The sequence below is a fragment of the Pseudomonas fungipugnans genome, assembly GCF_029955235.1.
Classification (GTDB): Bacteria; Pseudomonadota; Gammaproteobacteria; order Pseudomonadales; family Pseudomonadaceae; genus Aquipseudomonas; species Aquipseudomonas fungipugnans.
This window is the reverse complement of the sequence record NZ_JARBWL010000001.1, coordinates 1706587-1725450: the sequence shown is the minus strand read 5'-3', so window position 1 is coordinate 1725450 and position 18864 is coordinate 1706587. Positions and strand designations below refer to the sequence as shown.

The window sequence follows — 18864 nt, the reverse complement described above, 5'->3', positions numbered from 1 at the left end:
AAGCAATTTGCTGACTCGAAAGAGCACCAGATTGCGGTGTGTGAAGACGAAACGAACCGAAAGTTCGAGAAACAAACACACAAATCTATCGCATACCCATTCGCTGGAGCGTGATCCGTAAGGAACACGAGCTGGCTACCGAATTTCTTGACGACCATAGAGCATTGGAACCACCTGATCCCATCCCGAACTCAGCAGTGAAACGATGCATCGCCGATGGTAGTGTGGGGTTTCCCCATGTGAGAGTAGGTCATCGTCAAGATTAAATTCCGAAACCCCTATCTGCGTACGCAGGTAGGGGTTTTGTTTTTGTCCGCAGGAAAGTGATTTGAAAAGGATTGCCCACGGCAATCCCCTTGAACCTTTTCAATGAAACTTCGGTAACACGTACTCGGCTATCTCTTCAATCACTTGCGCGACCGGCCGTTCACTGCGCCGTACATGCAGGCCAACGTGCTGAACACCCGCTTCACGCAATGCCTGGAGCTCATCGATCAGCGCCAATCGCCCGCACGTGCCGCCAAATCGAACACGTTGCATCGGGGCGTGTGGATTAGCCGCTAAATCCAGATGAATGAAACTGATGTATGGCTTCTCGCCTCCAACTTCCCGCCACAACCCCACCCGCCGACGGTGCTCCTCTGGCGTGCCGGGATAAGCGAGCCAGCCGTCCATATGTTCACCGATCCAGGCTGGGGATTGTTGCCCTAGCCCGGCTACCAACAATGGAAAGGGCTGATCCCGCTCGGGCAGCAAGCGAGCGCCTTCAGGCAAGCGTCCGTTGCCCTGACTGCGCAACAACTCGACTGTATCGCGAAAGATTTCCCCTCGCTGCTCATAGTCCACGCCAAACAACGGGTACTCCATCGGCCGGTCGCCACTGGCAACACCCAGAAGCAAACGTCCATCACTTAACTCATCGACGCTGTTGGCCGCCTTGAGCGTCAACCACGGCTGACGCAATGGCAGGACGACCGCTGCTGTACCCAACATGATGTTGTCGGTGATCCCGGCCAGATACCCCAGATAGGAAAAGGTTTCGAATACCTGGGCCGCATCACCGAAGTGAGGATCGTAAATGGGCACATCCCGCATCCACAGTGCTCGAAACCCGGCTTCGTCGGCCAGGCGTGCCATGGCCGTGTGTTGTTTCAGGTCCGGAACACCAAAAGGCCGGTTTGCGTTCATTCGCAGGCGCTGACCGTCGCTCGACCAATCGTTATCCAGCGGTAGCTCCAGCCCCATGGAAAACCCGCTTTTACCCAACAATCGTTGAAATCGTGAATGCATGGAAAACTCCGTGGAAGGACTAACAGGCACCCAGTATCCCGAGTCCGTTCTGTAAGAAAAATGCACGAACCCGAACATCAATCTTGAGCAAGACGCACAAATACAACCGCGCCATAAGCACGTCCGACTGTCGTTTTGGCCTTCAAGGACAACCGTTCGAGAAAATCGCGCTAAAGTGATCGCGCAGTTTTTGGTATGGTGCAGCTCGTTTTTTAACGGACCGAGTTCAAGCCTACGGATCGGCACCCTTTTAATCGTCAAAGAGTTGCTGCAGAAATGCCCGAACCGATACCCATCAAGGACCACGAAAAAGAGACGCGCCTGGTCAACAAGAGGCTGATGGCCTGCGCCTTGTTTGTGGTCGCTATTACCTGCGCGCTGGTGGTGCGCATGTACGTATTGCAAGTGGTCGAATTCGACTACCACTCCACCATTTCCGAAAACAACCGGGTCCACGTGTTGCCGATCACCCCGACCCGTGGGCTGATCTATGACCGCAATGGCGTGGTGCTGGCGGATAACCGGCCCAGCTACAACCTCACCATCACTCGCGAACGCACCACCGACGTCAAAGCCGAGCTGGACGAAGTGGTCAACCTCCTGCACCTGCCCGCCGAAGACCGGACGTTGTTCGACAAGGCGATGAAGCAGGCTCGGCACCCGTTCGTGCCGGTCACGCTGTTTTACGAATTGACCGAAGAGCAAATCGCTGTGTTGGCGGTCAACGAGTTCCGTTTGCCGGGCCTCGATGTCGAACCACAGTTCGTCCGTCATTACCCGTTGGGCGTGCATTTTGCACATTCCATCGGTTACGTCGGGCGCATCAACGAGAAAGAGTCCAAGGCGCTGGATTCGGTGGAATACCGAGGCACCCAATCGATCGGCAAGACCGGCATCGAAAAATTCTACGAATCCGAGCTGCATGGCCGGGTAGGCTATGAAGAAGTCGAAACCAACGCTCAGGGCCGCGTGCTGCGCGTGCTCAAGCACACCGATCCGATCCCGGGCAAAAACATTGTCCTGAGCCTGGACGTCAAACTTCAGGAGGCCGCAGAAGACGCACTGGGTGATCGCCGTGGTTCGGTGGTCGCGCTGGACCCGTCCACCGGCGAAGTGCTGGCTATGGTCAGCAAGCCAAGTTTTGACCCGAACCTGTTCGTGACCGGTATCAGCTTCAAGGAATACGCGGCGCTGCACGATTCCATCGACCGGCCGCTGTTCAACCGCGTGCTTCGTGGCCTCTACGCTCCCGGCTCGACCATCAAGCCGGAAGTGGCCATCGCCGGCCTTGACGCCGGCGTGGTGACCCCGCAGACCCGTGTGTTCGACCCCGGTTATTACCAACTGCCAGACTTCGATCATAAATATCGCAACTGGAACCACAGCGGCGACGGCTGGGTAGACATGGACGCGGCGATCATGCGCTCCAACGACACCTATTTTTACGACCTGGCCCATAAGCTGGGCATCGACCGTCTGCACGATTACATGGCCATGTTCGGTCTCGGCGAGAAGGTCTCGCTGGACATGTTCGAAGAGTCAGCAGGGCTGATGCCCTCTCAGGCCTGGAAGCGCGCCACACGTCGTCAGCCGTGGTTCCCCGGTGAAACCGTGATCCTCGGTATCGGACAGGGCTATATGCAGGTCACGCCGCTGCAACTGGCCCAGGCTACGGCCCTGATCGCCAATAAAGGCGTATGGAACCGGCCGCATCTGGCCAAGACCATCGACGGCGTGGCCCCGGTGGACGAACATCCGATGCCGAACATCCTGCTCAAGGACCCGCGTGACTGGGAGCAGGTCAACCACGGCATGCAGATGGTGATGCACGACGCGCGCGGTATTGCCCGTGCAGCTGCCGTCGGCGCCCAGTACCGTATTGCCGGCAAGAGTGGTACCGCACAAGTAGTCGCGATCAAGCAGGGCGAGCGCTACAACCGGGCGAAAACCCTGGAGCGTAACCGCGACAACGCCTTGTTCGTCGGTTTTGCTCCGGCCGAACATCCCAAGATTGTCATTTCGGTGATGATCGAAAACGGCGAAGCCGGTGGTCGTGTCGCCGGCCCAGTGGTGCGGCAGATCATGGACGCCTGGTTGCTCGATCAGGAGGGGCATCTGAAACCACAATACGCCGCGCCCGCCAAGGCCCCCGGCGATCCTCACGTTTAAGGCCCAATGTTTTCCGGCACTGTCTCACGAAAGCTCGCAGATGCATGCTCCTTCCTAATCAATAACTGACTTGCGCTTTCAGTATCGAAAAGGAAGGAGCGACCCGCATCGCGAGCAAGCCCGCATCCACGTTTTTATGGGTTAGCTGTCCAGGCTGGTATACACCTTGCGGCCGCCTTTCCAGGTTTCGCATACCTTGATGTCGCGGATACTGGTGGCCGGGACTTTTTCGTCGAGCGGGTCCTGTTCAAGAATCACCAGATCAGCAAAGTGGCCATCCTGTAACGATCCCATCCAGTTCTCGGCATGGCATTGCCAGGCGGCGTCATAGGTGATGGCTTTCAAGGCTTGTTTGCGTGACAGGCACTCGGCTTCGTTGAGGATCGGTTGCCTACGCGGGTCGCTGATAAACAGGCCCTGGTCATCGCGCATGCCCTCCATTTTTCGGGTCACGGCTTGCTCCATGGAGCGCAGCGGCCCCAGTGGTGTGACCGAACAATCGCTGTGCAGGGAGATTCTCAGATCGTGCTCCAGGGCCGACTTGCACAGATCAAGCATCTGTGTGGCTTTGTCCTCGAAAATCGCCTTTTCGAAACTATAACCCCAGTAACCGACGTGACCGATCAAAAAGCTGGGAGAGATGCCCAGTTTTTTCATGCTCTGCAGATGGGCGTCGGACAGCAGCGAACAGTGTTCGATGCGGTGTCTTTTTTCAAGTCCACTGCTTTTTTTCAGCGCTGTCTCGTAGGCGGACAGTGTGAAGCTGATTGCCCGGTCACCGTTGGCATGAATCATCAGTGGCCAGCCGGTGGCCATGGCTTCGTTGATGGTCGCCTGATAAGCGTCGGGAATCACCGTCGGGGTCGTGGTTCCATCCGGATCACAGAAGTTGAAGTTGCCCAACTCGGGCTTCGTCTTACAGCAATACGGTTGGGCCTGGTAGCCCGTCAGCCCCTGGTTGGAGCCATCCGATATCACCTTGAGCCCGGCTTGATAAAAGCTTCTGGCGGCTTCCTTGGTAACAGGGAAATCAGCCTTTTGTTTCGAATCTTTACTGTCGTAGGGCACGGCATAACCGATCCGTACGTTGCGGTGGTGCATCAGGTCATACGCTTTCAGGATATTTTTGGATACCTTGTCCATCATGGCGTCGTAGAGCAGGGTCACCCCCCGGCGGGACGCCTGTTCGAAATAGTCCTTGATGTGGCTGAAGATGTTCAACAGGTCGAGGGCCTGCTTGAACGGAATCGAATAGATGGCTGGCAGCATGCCGGCTTCTTCCTGGAGGTTGCCACGGGTGGCGTCGAGGTATGCCTGGAAGGTCCGGTATTGCTCGCGCAATGCTTTGCTGTGTGCGTTCTGGCTGTTGTAGACGGCCTTGCACGCCGCGGTATTCAAATAAATGGTGTGCATCGAGGCGCTGATCATCAGCAACGGGTTTTGCGTCACGATGCAGTCAAGATTGCCGACCTTGTCCCCGGTTTCATTGAGGTCGCAATAAAACGTCGTAAGTTGGTTGAGATCGTTTTTCACCTCCTTGAACGGCATCAGCGCCGGGTCGACCATGCGGCCGAGAATCCAGGTCGAACTGTCCTTGGGAATGTTTTTACGGATTTCATCCTTCAGCCAGTTCCAGTCATAACGGGGGCGCAACCGCTGGTCTTTCTTGAGTGCCGCCGGGTCCGACCGGTCCTTGGCCAAGTCCGCAGGCGATAACTCCACGATGGCGCCCAGGTCCAGCCAGCCTTGTATGGCAGACGTCTGCACGATGTGCACATGAGGCTCGATTAACCCGGGCAGCAGGGTTTTGCCTTCCAGTTGTTGAGTCTTGCAGTTGATGCCTTTGGCTTTCATGCGAGCCCGGACATCGGCGAGGCTGCCAGAGGCGACAACGTCGCCTCCATGGATGGCCAGGGCTTCGACCCGGTCATCCATGTTGCCGTCCTTGAGTGGGTAAATCACGCCGCCGGTGAAGATGATCGACTCGCTGCCGGGTTCTGGTGCGAGCGAGGACCCCTTGCCCGTGTGGGCTGTCAGGTCGAGGGTGTGTTTGAGCGCCTTCCATATCGGGTTTTCGCAGCCGCAATGGGTGCAGTTATGATCATTTCCTTTTGATCCCATGATGCTTTCCTCAGGTTTTCGGTGGTTTGAGGCGTAGGGCACATGATGTGCGAAATGCAAGCGTAGCAGGCACTTTGCTATTGAGCGGGGAGGTCTATCTTTTCAAGGGGCGGAAGGCACAGGGCAACTCATATCCCCCTCCTGACACTTCAAGTAATTCTTGAATGCCTCGACCCGCACCTTGGTCAGGTCCGTGACGCAATTGTTGTAGATCAGCGGGTACACACTGCCGCCTGCCACCCCGGACGCCGAGAACTTGCACTCCGCATCCCGAAAACCGATCCACGAACGTTGGGCGCCGACCAGCAGTTTTTTCGCCTCCGGGTTGTCCTTCAATCGCGTGGTGATTTGCTGATAAAGCGTATTCAACTCTTTATCCGCGGTCTTGTTCTGCTCGGAGGCACACTGATTCATGGTGGCCTGATCGCTGGCATTGTCGCAGTCCACGGCATGGGCCAGGGGGCTGAGCAACAGAGGTGTCAGCGCCAGAAGAAAGCGAAGGTGCATGGGAAATCTCGCTGTGTCAGGGAATGTAGAGCTGCAGTGTAGCGAAGTGTCTACCGGGAGCGGTCATGAGTGGTTGGCTCAATGAACGTCGTCTCTGTCAGCCTTTGCAGATCCGGTTTGGACAAGCCTTGAAGCGCCTTGGCAATCAGCCCGGCGAACAACTGACAGCATTCAATTGCTTCTGTCGCGGCATGCGTCACCCGTGAGCTGTTCGCAGCGTGAGTGCTGAGCTGATCCAGGTCAGGGAAGTAGTACAACACCACGGGCACCAGCCGCATCAAAGAGCCATTGCCGGCCGTACAAGGATCGGAGGAGCCTGCGAACGGGTCACCGGTTTCCTGATAGCGCTTCAGGGCGTCCCTTACCGTCATGCCAATGTCGAAGCATTCGCCGGTTGAACTCAGATACCCCCCATTGCCACCAGTTGAGGTAACGGCCCATCTGATCGGTTGCGTCGAAACCTTTTTTGCTCAGCAGGCTTTCAGCCAGGCAAAGGGCCATTGAGGTGTCATCGGTCCTTGTCCGGTTCAACTATGCTGCAAACGTTAACAGTTTCGGCGGGTCGGCTACTGCTTCTTGGCCCTTGAAAATGCGCCCGGATATTTCCCGAACGCGGGATGACAGCCACCGCCAGATACAACTTAGGGTTGGACTTATGGTCTTACAGGCCTACTGTTCAATACAGGAGGTGACTTATGAACCCAGCATCAGATCGTATCGAAAGGAAGATCCTGCTCAAGGCGCCACGTTCGCAAGTCTGGCGCGCTCTGGCCAATGCCGAGGCATTTGGCCAATGGTTTGGCGTGGCGCTCGAGGGCAAGCGTTTTGTCGCCGGTGAATGGACGCAAGGGCAGGTGACGTACCCCGGTTATGAACATCTGTTGTGGAACGTCCTCGTCGAACGGGTCGAGCCGGAGCGGGTGTTTTCGTTCCGCTGGCACCCTTATGCGGTGGAGCCGGACGTCGACTACACCCAGGAACCCACCACGCTGGTGTTGTTCGAACTTCAGGACATGGACAACGGTACGTTGCTGAAAGTAACCGAGTCAGGTTTCGATCACGTCCCCCAATATCGCCGGCTCAAGGCATTCCGCATGGACAGCCGTGGCTGGGACGAGCAGATGAGCAACATCGAACAGTTTCTGACAACCACCGCCAAGACACATGTGCATCAAGGAGGCTGATGCCGGCATGTTTGAACCCTGGTTGACACGTTGGGCGCTGGTGCCGGACGGCGAGCCGATCATCACGCCGGGCGGTCGTTTGTTGCCGGTGCGTAGGGGCGATGTACCCGCGATGCTGAAAGTTGCCGTGGATGCCGAGGAAAAGTTCGGCAACCTGTTGATGACCTGGTGGGGCGGTGAGGGCGCGGCGCGTGTCTTGGCACATCATGGCGACGGCTTGTTGATCGAGCGGGCCATGGGTCGCCGTTCGCTGATGCACATGGCGCTCAACGGCGAGGACGACAAGGCAAGCCGCATTCTCTGCTCGGCACTGGCGCGTCTGCATGCTCCGCGCTCATCGGAGCCGCCACCACTGGTGCCTTTATTTCTTTGGTTCTCCTCGTTACGCCAAGCCGTTACCCACCATGGCGGCCTTTATTCCCTGAGCTTTGCTATCGCCGAAGCATTGCTGGCCGATCCGCAGGATGTGGTGGTATTGCACGGTGACATGCATCACGACAACGTCCTCGATTTTGGCCTGCGAGGCTGGCTGGCCATTGATCCCAAGCGAGTGATCGGTGAACGGGGTTACGACTACGCCAACCTGATTTGCAATCCCGATTTGCCTACTGCAACTGATCCGTGGCGCTTCGGGCGGCAAGTCAACGTCGTCGCCGAGGCTGCCGGATTGGAGCGCCGGCGATTGCTCCAATGGGTGCTGGCGTTTGCAGGGTTATCGGCGGCGTGGTTCCTGGAGGATGACGACACCCTGGCGGCGGAAGGTCAGCTGCAGGTCGCCAATCTCGCGGCCTCGATGCTCGAAATCTGACACGCCTAAGGGTTTTCGGAAGGGTTGCTATGGCGAATGTCCTACACGCGGTGGTAGCTATGTCGTCTATTGCACTTTGGATTCGAGGCGTAATCTAGCTCCATCAACTGAAGCACAGGAAGTGCTCAGGATCACGGATGATCGACCATAAGCACGGAGCGCTGACGACAGGGAGTCGCAATGGTCTTGGAAAAACCCGCTTCGGCGGGTTTTTTTATGTCTGGTGAAAAGTCCTGCGTTCAAATGGTCAAAAGCTTACACGCGGCCACGAACATGTCGTCTGTTCAGGTGCCCGCCACAGGCTTAATCTGAACCCATCAACTGCAGCACAGGGAGTGCTCAGGATCATGGATGATCGGCCAACAGCAAGGATTGCTGACGACAGGGAGTCGTAATGGTCTTGGAAAAACCCGCTTCGGCGGGTTTTTTTATGGGCGTCGTAAAAAGATGTTGGAGTGGTGGCCATAAGCTATTATCTCGACCCTCAACCGCTTTAATTCGAAATACTTGAAAGGATTTCAATGTCATCCCCCGTCGATAGCGCCTCAGTCACCCAGTCCGCCCTGAACGAAAGCACGCCACCCTCGGCCGGTCAGCCTGTATTGAATACGCCAATTGCGCAGTCTCCGGTCTCGGGGGCCGCCCGTTTGCGACGGTGGTGCAAATCGGGCTGGAGCTGGTTGAAATCGTGCGTCTGCATGTCAGCAAAAGTCCTTCGGTGGATTTTACTTTCGCCCTGGTACTTGTTTGTGCTGATCCGGAAAGTCAACCGGACGACAGTGCCAAACAGTTACTTCAAATATTTGGCTTTCTTCAAGGAGGGCATGGGAAGGTATATCCCCTTTGTTCGAGCTGACGACGTCAGTCCATTGTCCTTCAGGTTGGCGAGACGTCTGGGTGACCCATTCCTGACATCAAAAATCGTCTTGGTGATGCTGGGGTTCGGGGTGGTATTCAGGGCGCTCTACAAGTATCACGATACGACCGTTATGAAGGCCTTGGTCACGACCACTGAAACCTTGAGTTGGGGCCATATTCAGGGGCGTTTTGCCGAGAATGTGGTACTGATCCTGGCCGGGGTTTGCGTGGTAGGACTGAAGTATCTATTGGTGGATTACAGGCGGCTGGCCAAGCTTGCGGCGTTTGAGTCCCGTCGAAAAGAACCATCGTTTTACGGCATCAAAGCCTTCATCCAGTACATTTTGCGTCGTAATCCTGCTGATAGCTGGCTGGTTAAAAAAATCGATGCGCTTCACCGCGCTGAGTTTCAGAGCATTGTTTTCATCAGTACGGGGTCCCAGGCGTTGCTGGAGGCCCGATTGATGCAGCCGTCCAGCGGTATGGGGATCCTGGATGGACTGGAAGATGAAGAAAAAAAAGCCGTCAACAAGGTTGCCCGAAATCTGATCATCAATTATCTGGTCCCGGTATCTGAGGCCACGGAACTGGCCGTTCGGTTGATCCTGTGTGAAAGCGGTGATTCAGCACTGGTCAATGCTCTGCTCACCAGCCGAGCAGTTCCCGCGCATTGGAAGTCGTACTATAAATTCGCACCCGAGCTGATGGTTGCAATGTGATCCGAGCCATGTTGCTGACGCCCTGCCACGGTCATTGCCGTGGCAGGGCGGGCCAGGCCCTGAAGGCTGGACATCTACACATCTTTAGAGGGTCGGAAAAAATCTGTGACGTGACACATACAAGATGTGTAGATATTTATCCTGCAATTCGACAATCGCGCTCCTTCGACATCCGCCGCGCTTTGCAGGTTTTGCTGTTCCGCCGCGTTGACCACTCCCAGCACTTCTAACGGTCATCCCCCGTGAGCGTTTGCTCGCCTCCATCCAGATGCAGCTCCCCTCGACACATTCATCAACTCGTTAGTTGGTCTTCCTCAGTAATTACTGTTGTTCTTTAGAGTATGTAATCTTATTCTTACGGACGTGTTTTTCTGTAAATAATTCTCACTAATTCGCGCGTAGTCTTATTCTTACGGACGACTATAAAGTTTTGGCAAATAGCCATAATTTTCCCGCGTGACTTGGTGTGACAAGACTACGCAATTAAGTGAATCGGACGACTTTTTTATTAAGCATCGCTATGGATAATTGCCAGGCGTTGAGCGGTGTCCTGAATTGCAATGCAAATAGTTGGAAAAATTGAACGCTCCAACACTTTCAGGAAACTGTTCAAGCGCTTAACAAGTCCTGCGCACAACCGCGGCCAGGATTCCGTTGTGATATTCAATATTATGTGAGCGTCTGCAAATGAAATCTAAAGTGAAAACCACGCTGTTAACTCTCGGGCTCTTGGCAGGCTCGATCTCTGTTGCTCATGCGGCGGATGGAACGGTTACGTTTTTGGGGTCGGTGCATTCGGGTGCTTGCTCTATCAAGCCTGACTCCGTAGATCAGACGGTTCGCCTGGGTGCAATCGCAAAGCATCAGCTGGAATCTGGCGGCAAGTCGACAGCCCGCAGCTTTTTTATCGAGCTTGAAGGCTGCGATCTGTCCAGCCTCACTGACAAGACGGTGACCACTGCCTTCACTGGCGCGCAGTCGACCATTGTTCCTGGCGCGATCGGCACTGTCGGCGACGCGGGCGGCATCGGCATCATGATGACCCATGGCGGCCGACCTATTGTGCTGGGTACCCCTACGACCCCGCAGATCATTTCCGACGGTAACAACACGCTGGAATTCGGTGCCCACGTACAAGGCCAGGCCACCGGCCCAATTGTTCCTGGTGAGTTCAGCGCGGTCACCAATTTCACCTTGGCTTATCAGTAAGTTTTTCCCCCGCCACTTCGGGTGGCGGGGGGAAGCTGGCGGGAGGTTCAGGTGAAAACATTCATAAGTCTCGCTATCGGCTCCTCATTGACGATGTTCATCAGCCCTTGGGTATTCGCGCAGGCGGATGCGCAAGGCGATGGGGTCGTCACGCTGGGAGGCGTGGTCATCGATTCAGCCTGCGGGCTGGAAACGGCCACTGTCGATCAAACCATCGAGATGGATTCCGAACCCATAGGCCGGCTTTTACGAGACGGGGAGGGGCAAAAAAAGCCCTTCCAGTTGCGTCTGGTGAATTGCTCGGTCACTCGTCCCGATCCCTCGCGCCCCGGCGCAACGCTGCCGGATTGGGAACATCTGCGCGTGACATTCGACGGCCCTGCCGACAGGGGCGGGCGCTCTTTTGCTGCCTTTGGCAGCTCGCAAGGGGTTGCCTTCCATATTCAGGATGCGGCGGGTGAGGAGAGTGTTCCGGGAGTGCCGATGGCGCTGCATCCGGTGGTCGATGGCGACATGACGCTCAACTACACGGTGCACTTGGTGGGCAACGGAGTGCCGCTATTGGCGGGGGATCACACGGCCGCCGTGCGGTTCAAGTTGGAATACTTTTGAAGAATGATGGGTTGCTTGCATGTGGAATGCGTCGAAAGTCATAAATACGCTTCGCCCGGGCTTCTTTGGCGGGTTGATATCACTGGCAGGAACTGCAATGGGCGCCGGGGATATTGAGTTTAATACCGACGTTCTTGATCTGAGTGATCGAACCAATATTGACTTGTCTCGGTTTGCACGCAGCGGGTTTATCTTGCCCGGCAACTACTCGATGGTGGTGCAGTTAAATACCCAGCCAATTACTGAGCAGTCAGTGGCGTTCTATCCGCCCGATGATGATCCCAAGGGAAGTCAGGCCTGTTTATCGCCAGAACTTGTAGAGCAGTTGGGCCTGAAACAATCCGGCGTTGCAAAACTGCGCTGGTGGAAAGACGGGCAGTGCCTGGACCCTCAAGGTTTGCCCGGTATGGAGGTCAGCGCAGACCTGGCCACCTCCACACTGAGCATCAATCTGCCCCAGGCCTATCTGGAATACAGCGCCATCAACTGGGACCCGCCTTCGCGCTGGGATGAAGGGGTGCCCGGGCTGCTGATTGACTACAACATGACGGCGCAGTCGAGCTACCGCAGGCATGACGGTACCCGCAATGACCTCACGGGTAACGGAACACTTGGGGCCAATGCCGGTGCCTGGCGCCTGCGGGCGGATTGGCAGGGGCGTGTCGAGAAAGACCGCGAGTCGGCGGCCAGGCGGCAAAAACTGGAATGGAGCCGTTACTACGCTTATCGCGCCCTTCCTGAGCTCAAAGCGCGCCTGGTGGTAGGCGAGGACTACCTGTATTCGGACCTGTTCGACAGCTTTCGCTTTACCGGGGCCGGGCTCAAGTCGGATGAAAGCCAGCTGCCACCCAACTTGCGCGGTTACGCGCCGGAAGTGGTCGGCGTCGCCAAGACCAATGCCAAAGTCATCGTCAGCCAACAGGGGCGTGTGCTGTATGAAACGCTGGTGGCGGCAGGACCTTTTCGTATTCAGGACCTGAATGACGCCGTGTCCGGCAGGCTGGATGTGCGGGTGGAAGAGCAGGACGGTTCGGTACAAAAATTCCAGCTCGATACGGCAGGCGTTCCCTACCTGACGCGTCCTGGGCAGGTTCGTTACAAGCTGTCTGCCGGGCAGCCGTCCAATCTCCAGTACCACGACGACGGTGCCTTCTTTGGTACCGGGGAATTCTCCTGGGGCATCAGCAACGGCTGGTCGCTGTTGGGCGGTGCGATATTGGATAACAACTACCGTGCGCTGTCGGCCGGGGTGGGTCGTGATCTGCTGGCGTTCGGGGCCATCTCGGTGGACGTGACAGAGTCCCGTGCACACCTTTGGAACGAGACGCTCAAGGGGAAATCCTACCGGCTTCAATATTCCAAGAACTTCGAACAGTACGACAGCCAGGTCACCTTCGCGGGTTACCGATTCTCCGAAAAGAACTTCTTGAGCATGAGCCAATACCTGGATGCCAAGCATTACGGGATGAACGGCGAACTCGGCGGGCGGGGCGTGTATGACCAGAACGGTGAGTTTGTTGAACACTGGAGGCCGATTGGCGGTAACAAGGCACTTTATACGGTCACGGTGAATAAGCAGTTCCGTGACCTGGGCGCCACTGTATACGCCAGTTACAACAAACAAACGTATTGGAATCGCCCGCAGACTCAGCGCTGGAACTTGTCTGCGTCACGCTACTTCAATCTCGGGACCGTCAAAAACCTGAACATGTCCCTGAATGTCTACCGCACTCGGGAGTATCACCATAAGGATAACGGGATGTCGCTGACGGTCAGCTTGCCGTTCGGGCGCAGCGGCACACTCTCGATGGATGCTAATAGATCCGGGGGCGATAACAGCTTTTCAACGCGCTTCAGCGATCGCATCGATGAGCGCAATAGTTACCAACTGGGGGCCAGCAATAACTCCGCCAGTGGTTACCTGAGTCACATCGGGGACCAGGCCGACGTCGACCTGAGCGCGAGTACGCAACAAGGCAATAACCGAACCCTCAGTGCGTCAGTTCGCGGCGGCGGCACGCTCACGCCTTACGGTGCGGCGCTCCATCGTACAACCAGTACCGGCGGAACCCGACTGATGGTCGACACCGGTGGTGTGTCCGATGTGCCTGTGCGGGGTTATGGCACGCCGACCCGCAGTAACGCCTTCGGCAAGGCGGTCATTTCCGATATCAGCAGCTATCAGCGTACGGCGGCCAGCGTCGATCTGGAGCGCTTGCCGAACAATGTCGAAGCCACTCAATCAGTGACGCAACTGACCCTCACAGAAGGGGCAATTGGTTATCGATCACTGGAAGTGATTTTCGGTTCGAAGGCCATGGCGGTTCTTCGCTTGCCGGATGGCAGTTCACCGCCCTTCGGCGCGACGGTGAAGAACATGAAACAGCAGGACACCGGAATTGTGAATGACGGCGGCAATGTCTACCTGAGCGGCATTCAGGCTGGCAAGCAGATGATCGTCAGTTGGGGGGGGAGTGAGGGATGCATCCTCACGCTCCCGGCCATTTTGCCAATTGATGGCTTGACCGATGCCCTGCAACTGTCCTGCCAGCGGATAGCCACTGAACAATCTTTACCCGAGCCGGCAGCGCTGACCGGGACGCGTAACACTATGGAGAACACATCCTCATGATGCTGAACATACGCCTCACCTGCCAGGCCTTCGCACTGTTGGCTCTGGCCTTGAGCCAGGGTGCCAACGCCGCGGTTGCCCTGGACCGTACCCGAGTGATTTTTGATGGGGGCAAGGATGCCACCAGCGTGAACATCACCAATAACAACACCCAGTTGCCGTATCTGGCCCAGGGCTGGATCGAAGATGAAGCGGGCAAAAAAATAACCTCGCCCTTGATCGTGCTGCCGCCGGTTCAACGATTGGAGCCCGGCAAACAAAGCCAGGTGAAAGTTCAGGCGTTGCCGGCGGTCAAGTCGCTGCCCCAGGATCGAGAGACGGTCTTCTACTTCAACTTGAGGGAAATTCCGCCACGCAGCGACAAGGCCAACACCCTGCAAATTGCGCTGCAAACCCGGATCAAACTGTTTTACCGGCCCCAAGCCATTGCGCCCAGCCAGCAAGACTTGTCCACCCCCTGGCAGGAAAAGCTGACCCTTACCCGAAAAGGCGACCTTTATCAGGTGAACAACCCCACGCCTTACTACGTGACCCTGGTGGATGCACGCAGCAGCAAGGACGGTAAAACCGTACCGGACTTCGAGCCGGTGATGGTCCCGCCCAGAGGTTCGCAGACCTTGGGGCCAACGGCCAAGGCACTCGGCACAACCCCCTATCTGGCCTACGTGAATGATTACGGCGCACGTCCGCAGCTGGCGTTCACCTGCAGTGGCGAGACGTGCAACGTGAACGTGCAAGCCTCGCTGCCCAGTCAGTAGTGCCTGCCGCCGGAGAAAGTCATGAAGTTAGACAACGTGAAGGTCCTGGGCTGTCTGTTACTGGCCTTGATGGCAAGCGCGCACGCCCTGGATGAAGAAGAGATCGAGGGCATGGTGGGCAGGCTGAATATTCGTGGGGCCATGCATGAAATGCCTTGCAGCCTGGAGATGACATCCATTCATCAAACGATTGATCTGGGCGCCATCTCCGCCGGCCAGCTGCAACGGCCTGGGGATCAGGCGACCGCCAAGGCATTCCAGCTGCGTTTCAAGGATTGCCAGCGAACTGCCGGCAAAATCGCCAATGAGCGTACGGGGAACCTGACATGGAGTGCCCACCAACCCGTGTTGTCGGTGGCGTTTGACGCGCCCGCCGATGCCGATGATCCACGGCTGGTCAAGGTGCAGGGCATCACCGGGATGGGCCTGCGTTTGACCGATGCCGAGGGGCGGGACGTGCAGCTGGGCTCAAGGGGCGAGCCGTTGTTTTTGCCCTTGGGCGACAGTACTCAAACCTGGAATGTCCAGCCCACGCGCACTTCCGCGCCATTGACCAGCGGGGCATTTCGGGCCGTGGTGGATTTCAGGCTCAACTATGAGTAAGGGCAGAGCGATGGCTAAGTTAACCGGCTCGCGGGCCATGTTTATCGGAGGGGGCCTGCTGTGGGCCGTCAGCCAGAGTGGGCAGGCGGCAACCAACCTGACCATCCGCGCAGTCATTATTGCGCCTCCGCCGTGTGTGATTAACGGCGGCAGTACGCTCAATGTGCCGTTCGGCAATGACCTGCATACGACACGCATCGACGGCGTCACGTATCGCCGGGATGTGCCGTATACCGTCAGCTGCACGCCCCCCGTCTACAGCAATGCGATGACCCTGGAGCTCAAGGGCGTTGGCGCGGCGTTTGATAGCAATGTGCTCTTGACCCGCAAGACGGACCTTGGGGTAAAGCTGTTCGTCAACGGTGCTGACTGGCCTCTGAATACGACCGTGAGATTTACCCATCCCAACTTCCCCGTCGTGCAGGCAGTACCGGTCAAACGCGTGGGCAGCACGCTGACGGGAGGGGCATTTGATGCCACCGCCACCCTTGTGGTCGAGTACCAATAATGAGGAACGATCAATGACTTTTTGGTCGCAGCGAGCATTGCTCGCCTTGTGTTCAATCGGCCTTTGCAGTGGTGCGTCGGCCAACGTGACGTTCAGCGGCACGCTGAACGAGCCCCCTCCTTGCACCATTGATTCTGGAAGCACGATTGAAGTGGACTTTGGCGATGTCGGCACAAAGCGTGTCGACGGTGTGAAATACCGCAGGACGGTCGGCTACACCATCCGATGTGGCCCCTCCACGCTGCCGTGGTTGCTGAGGTTGAGCATCAACGGCACCGCCACGACGTTTGACAACACAGCGGTGCAGACCAGTGTGCCCGAACTGGGTATTCGGCTGTTTCAAAACAACGTGCCGTTTCGACTCAATACGCCGCTGGACATCACCTTGTCGTCACCGCCGACATTGGAAGTGGTACCCGTCAAGCAGCCGGGTTCTGTTCTGGCCCCCGCCAGGTTTACGGCGGTGGCCACGCTGTTGGCCGAATACCAGTAGGAGTCGAGTCTATGCGACATGAAAGGGTTCAAAAGGGCTGGTCATGCGCCGGGTTGGCAATACTGCTGACCGTCGGCCTGACCTCCACTGGGCACGCGGCGGACAACCTGAGATTCAAGGGCAACCTGGTCGAGCAGGCCTGCACGATCCGGCCTGGTGACGAGGCAATCACGCTGGAACTCTGGGACGTTGCCAGCAAGCACCTCTACATCAACACGCGCACGGTAGGCAAAGGTTTCAGACTGCACCTGGACGACTGTGACACCACGATCAGCGAGTCGGTCAGCATCACGTTCGGCGGTGTGGAAAACCGTGAGCTGCCCGGGTTGTTCGCACTGGATGGTGGAAGCGGTGCCTCAGGTATCGGGCTCGGTATTGAGACGTTGAACAACAGGCTATTGCCCGTCAATACCGCCAGCGACGAACAGCGGTTGACCAATGGCAACAACATCATTGAGCTCAAAGCCTATGTGCAGGGCGAGCCGAATGCCATCAGGGATCAGACCATTGGGCATGGTGCCTACAGGGTGAGCTCTATTTTTACACTGGATTATCCGTAATGAAACGACTCTATGGAATCATTGTACTTCTCGGCCTGATCAGTGTGACTACGACCGTGAAAGCCAATCAATGCCGCATAGATGGCGGAGCCTGGCTAGAGGTCAATACGGGCGATGGTGTGGACTTCCAGGTCCGGGTGACTGTCCGGGCGGACACGGACACAACCCGTATCCTGCTTGAAGGGGCGAGGCTTGAGTGCCGATTCACCCCTGAGGGGTCTACCCCAAATCCTGCGCAGGATTACTGGGCAACCGGTACAACATTCGGCCCGGCCTGGACAGCCGGCGCGAAGTTCAGCCACTTGGGCTCCGGCTTGCGAATAAACGGAACGTTCTACAACGCCCCTGTTCCGGGGGGGATTCGGATTGCGACCATGCCGAATAATGCTGCCGCTGTTCCGGTCAATGTAACGCCCTATATTTTGCTGCGCAACAATCCAGTGACACCTATCGATATTCGAACAGGCGACATTCTTGGCACGTTGCGTCTCGACCAGACCAACAATTATGACCCCACCTGGAGAACTTTAAGGCTCGTTTACACCGCCGCCAACAACTTCACCATCTCCCCCTCAACTTGTACGATCAACAATAACAACCTGATCGTGATCGACTTCAACGAGGTGCATCAGAGGGCGATCGGCACTGATCCGCTGACATCGACCGTTCGCATGAACCAACGGCTGAACTATTCATGCCCCGGCCCGGGGAGTGTTACCAGCCCGATCACCATCACCTACCAAGGCACGCCGTCCTCGTTCAGCACGAGCCTGCTGACGATGAGCAATCCGGATGTGGGGACCGCCCTTGTCCGTGGGGGGGCTGCGGTGCGAGTCAACGGTTCGTTCCAGAGCCAGATTACCAACAACTCGGGGGGCGACGATGTGATGTTTTCTCTTGTCAGGCGTGCAGGGTCCCTGCCTGCCGCCGGGCCCATAAACGGGAGCGGTGTACTCGTGATGGGTGTGCCATGACACACGCACCAGGCTAAGGCCGAAGCCACGTCGTTTCATCGTGCAATCTTCTGGACAGGGGAGCGGTGGCAGGTGTTGCCAACGCGGCCATCGGCTGGATAACCAGCCGCAGGCCGTAGCGGTGTAGAGACCCGTGCCTATAGGCCAAGCCGCTCGGCCACTCTATGGACGATCTCCCCACGCTGCCTTAACGACACTGCTGTTCGTCTGTTCGCCTCCTGCAATACCGAATCCGGTGCCGTCTGCGGGCTGCCCGATGCAAATGGCGGCGCTGGCGCGTACTCCAGCTGCAACTGCACCAACTGCGCCGTGTCCTTATCGAACAGCTCCGCCGCCAACGTCAGGGCAAAATCGATCCCCGCCGTGATGCCGCCGCCTGTCAGCAGATTGCCGTCGCGCACCACCCGATCCTTTACCGGCGTTGCACCCAACGGTGCCAGCAGATCGTGAAAGGCCCAGTGCGTGGTAGCGCGCTTGCCCTTGAGCAGGCCCGCCGCGCCGAGCACCAGGGCGCCGGTGCAGACCGAGGTGACGTACCGCGCAGCCGCCGCTTGCGCCTTGATGAAGTCCAGCGTCTGTTCATCCTCCATCAAGGGCCCGACACCGCTGCCGCCGGGAATGCAAATCACGTCCAGTGCCGGGCAGTCTTCAAAAGTAGTGGTGGGTTTGAGCACCAGGCCGGTGCTGGCGGTGATCGGCATCAGGTCTTTCCAGACCAGGTGCACTTTTACATCCGGCAACGAGGCGAGCACATCGTAAGGGCCAGTCAGGTCCAGTTGTTGAACCTGTGGAAACAACAAAAAACCGATCTGCAACGTCATGGCATTTTTTCTCCGGGGTGGGATAGACGGCTTCACTG

The 18864-nt window shown here is 57.1% G+C and carries 17 protein-coding genes, 1 rRNA gene and 1 pseudogene; 14 read left to right on the top strand and 5 right to left on the bottom strand.

Annotated elements, in window-relative coordinates; all coding sequences use genetic code 11:
• Positions 1 to 146: 146 nt before the first annotated feature.
• Positions 147 to 262, top strand: a 5S ribosomal RNA gene (gene rrf / locus POF45_RS06685).
• A gap of 104 nt (positions 263 to 366) precedes the next feature.
• On the opposite strand, the gene POF45_RS06680 is transcribed toward rrf, so the two are convergent.
• The gene (locus POF45_RS06680) at positions 367 to 1290 is read right to left on the bottom strand and encodes a TIGR03571 family LLM class oxidoreductase (RefSeq protein ID WP_282315391.1); all 924 of its coding nucleotides are present in this window, start codon (positions 1288 to 1290) and stop codon (positions 367 to 369) included.
• A 276-nt stretch (positions 1291 to 1566) separates the two neighbouring features.
• Between POF45_RS06680 and mrdA the strand changes: the two genes are divergently transcribed.
• Complete coding sequence (mrdA, locus tag POF45_RS06675) at positions 1567 to 3459, top strand: penicillin-binding protein 2 (protein ID WP_259495318.1); 1893 nt, start codon at positions 1567 to 1569, stop codon at positions 3457 to 3459.
• 141 nt (positions 3460 to 3600) lie between these two features.
• Here mrdA and POF45_RS06670 read toward each other — a convergent pair whose 3' ends face one another.
• The 3 genes and pseudogenes from POF45_RS06670 to POF45_RS06660 all read right to left on the bottom strand — a co-directional run.
• The gene (locus POF45_RS06670) at positions 3601 to 5580 is read right to left on the bottom strand and encodes an amidohydrolase (protein ID WP_282315390.1); all 1980 of its coding nucleotides are present in this window, start codon (positions 5578 to 5580) and stop codon (positions 3601 to 3603) included.
• Positions 5581 to 5682: 102 nt separating this feature from the next.
• Positions 5683 to 6087: a lysozyme inhibitor LprI family protein gene (locus POF45_RS06665; RefSeq protein WP_259495316.1), complete on the bottom strand. Its 405-nt coding sequence runs from the start codon at positions 6085 to 6087 to the stop codon at positions 5683 to 5685.
• A 74-nt stretch (positions 6088 to 6161) separates the two neighbouring features.
• Positions 6162 to 6603, bottom strand: a pseudogene (locus tag POF45_RS06660) (ADP-ribosylglycohydrolase family protein); the annotation flags it as partial.
• Between the two features lie 179 nt (positions 6604 to 6782).
• Between POF45_RS06660 and POF45_RS06655 the strand changes: the two are divergent.
• The 12 genes from POF45_RS06655 (at position 6783) to POF45_RS06600 (ending at position 18005) form a co-directional block, all read left to right on the top strand.
• Positions 6783 to 7271 (top strand): SRPBCC family protein, encoded by a 489-nt coding sequence (locus tag POF45_RS06655; protein ID WP_259495314.1) that lies wholly within the window; start codon positions 6783 to 6785, stop codon positions 7269 to 7271.
• 7 nt (positions 7272 to 7278) lie between these two features.
• On the top strand, positions 7279 to 8079 hold the full coding sequence (locus POF45_RS06650; protein ID WP_282315389.1) for an aminoglycoside phosphotransferase family protein: 801 nt from the start codon (positions 7279 to 7281) through the stop codon (positions 8077 to 8079).
• A gap of 521 nt (positions 8080 to 8600) precedes the next feature.
• On the top strand, positions 8601 to 9656 hold the full coding sequence (locus POF45_RS06645) for a hypothetical protein (protein WP_282315388.1): 1056 nt from the start codon (positions 8601 to 8603) through the stop codon (positions 9654 to 9656).
• Positions 9657 to 10343: 687 nt separating this feature from the next.
• Positions 10344 to 10865, top strand: coding sequence for a fimbrial protein (locus POF45_RS06640; protein WP_259495308.1), 522 nt, complete (start codon positions 10344 to 10346; stop codon positions 10863 to 10865).
• Positions 10866 to 10916: 51 nt separating this feature from the next.
• The gene (locus POF45_RS06635; RefSeq protein ID WP_259495306.1) at positions 10917 to 11477 is read left to right on the top strand and encodes a fimbrial protein; all 561 of its coding nucleotides are present in this window, start codon (positions 10917 to 10919) and stop codon (positions 11475 to 11477) included.
• Positions 11478 to 11496: 19 nt separating this feature from the next.
• The gene (locus POF45_RS06630) at positions 11497 to 14109 is read left to right on the top strand and encodes an outer membrane usher protein (protein WP_282315387.1); all 2613 of its coding nucleotides are present in this window, start codon (positions 11497 to 11499) and stop codon (positions 14107 to 14109) included.
• Positions 14106 to 14867, top strand: coding sequence for a fimbria/pilus periplasmic chaperone (locus tag POF45_RS06625; RefSeq protein WP_259495302.1), 762 nt, complete (start codon positions 14106 to 14108; stop codon positions 14865 to 14867). Before POF45_RS06630 ends, POF45_RS06625 begins: the two co-directional genes overlap by 4 nt.
• Positions 14868 to 14888: 21 nt before the next feature.
• The gene (locus tag POF45_RS06620; RefSeq protein WP_259495300.1) at positions 14889 to 15470 is read left to right on the top strand and encodes a fimbrial protein; all 582 of its coding nucleotides are present in this window, start codon (positions 14889 to 14891) and stop codon (positions 15468 to 15470) included.
• Positions 15471 to 15480: 10 nt separating this feature from the next.
• Entirely contained in the window at positions 15481 to 15978 is a 498-nt protein-coding gene (locus tag POF45_RS06615; protein WP_259495299.1) for a fimbrial protein, read from the top strand.
• A gap of 13 nt (positions 15979 to 15991) precedes the next feature.
• Positions 15992 to 16471, top strand: coding sequence for a fimbrial protein (locus POF45_RS06610; protein ID WP_259495296.1), 480 nt, complete (start codon positions 15992 to 15994; stop codon positions 16469 to 16471).
• A gap of 11 nt (positions 16472 to 16482) precedes the next feature.
• Positions 16483 to 17031, top strand: a complete 549-nt coding sequence (locus POF45_RS06605) for a fimbrial protein (protein WP_259495295.1) — start codon at positions 16483 to 16485, stop codon at positions 17029 to 17031.
• Complete coding sequence (locus POF45_RS06600) at positions 17031 to 18005, top strand: fimbrial protein (protein WP_259495294.1); 975 nt, start codon at positions 17031 to 17033, stop codon at positions 18003 to 18005. The genes POF45_RS06605 and POF45_RS06600 overlap by 1 nt, the downstream gene beginning before the upstream one ends.
• A 137-nt stretch (positions 18006 to 18142) precedes the next feature.
• Here the strand turns inward: POF45_RS06600 and inhA are convergent, their stop codons facing one another.
• The gene (gene inhA, locus POF45_RS06595) at positions 18143 to 18826 is read right to left on the bottom strand and encodes an isonitrile hydratase (RefSeq protein WP_259495292.1); all 684 of its coding nucleotides are present in this window, start codon (positions 18824 to 18826) and stop codon (positions 18143 to 18145) included.
• Between the last annotated feature and the right edge of the window lie 38 nt (positions 18827 to 18864).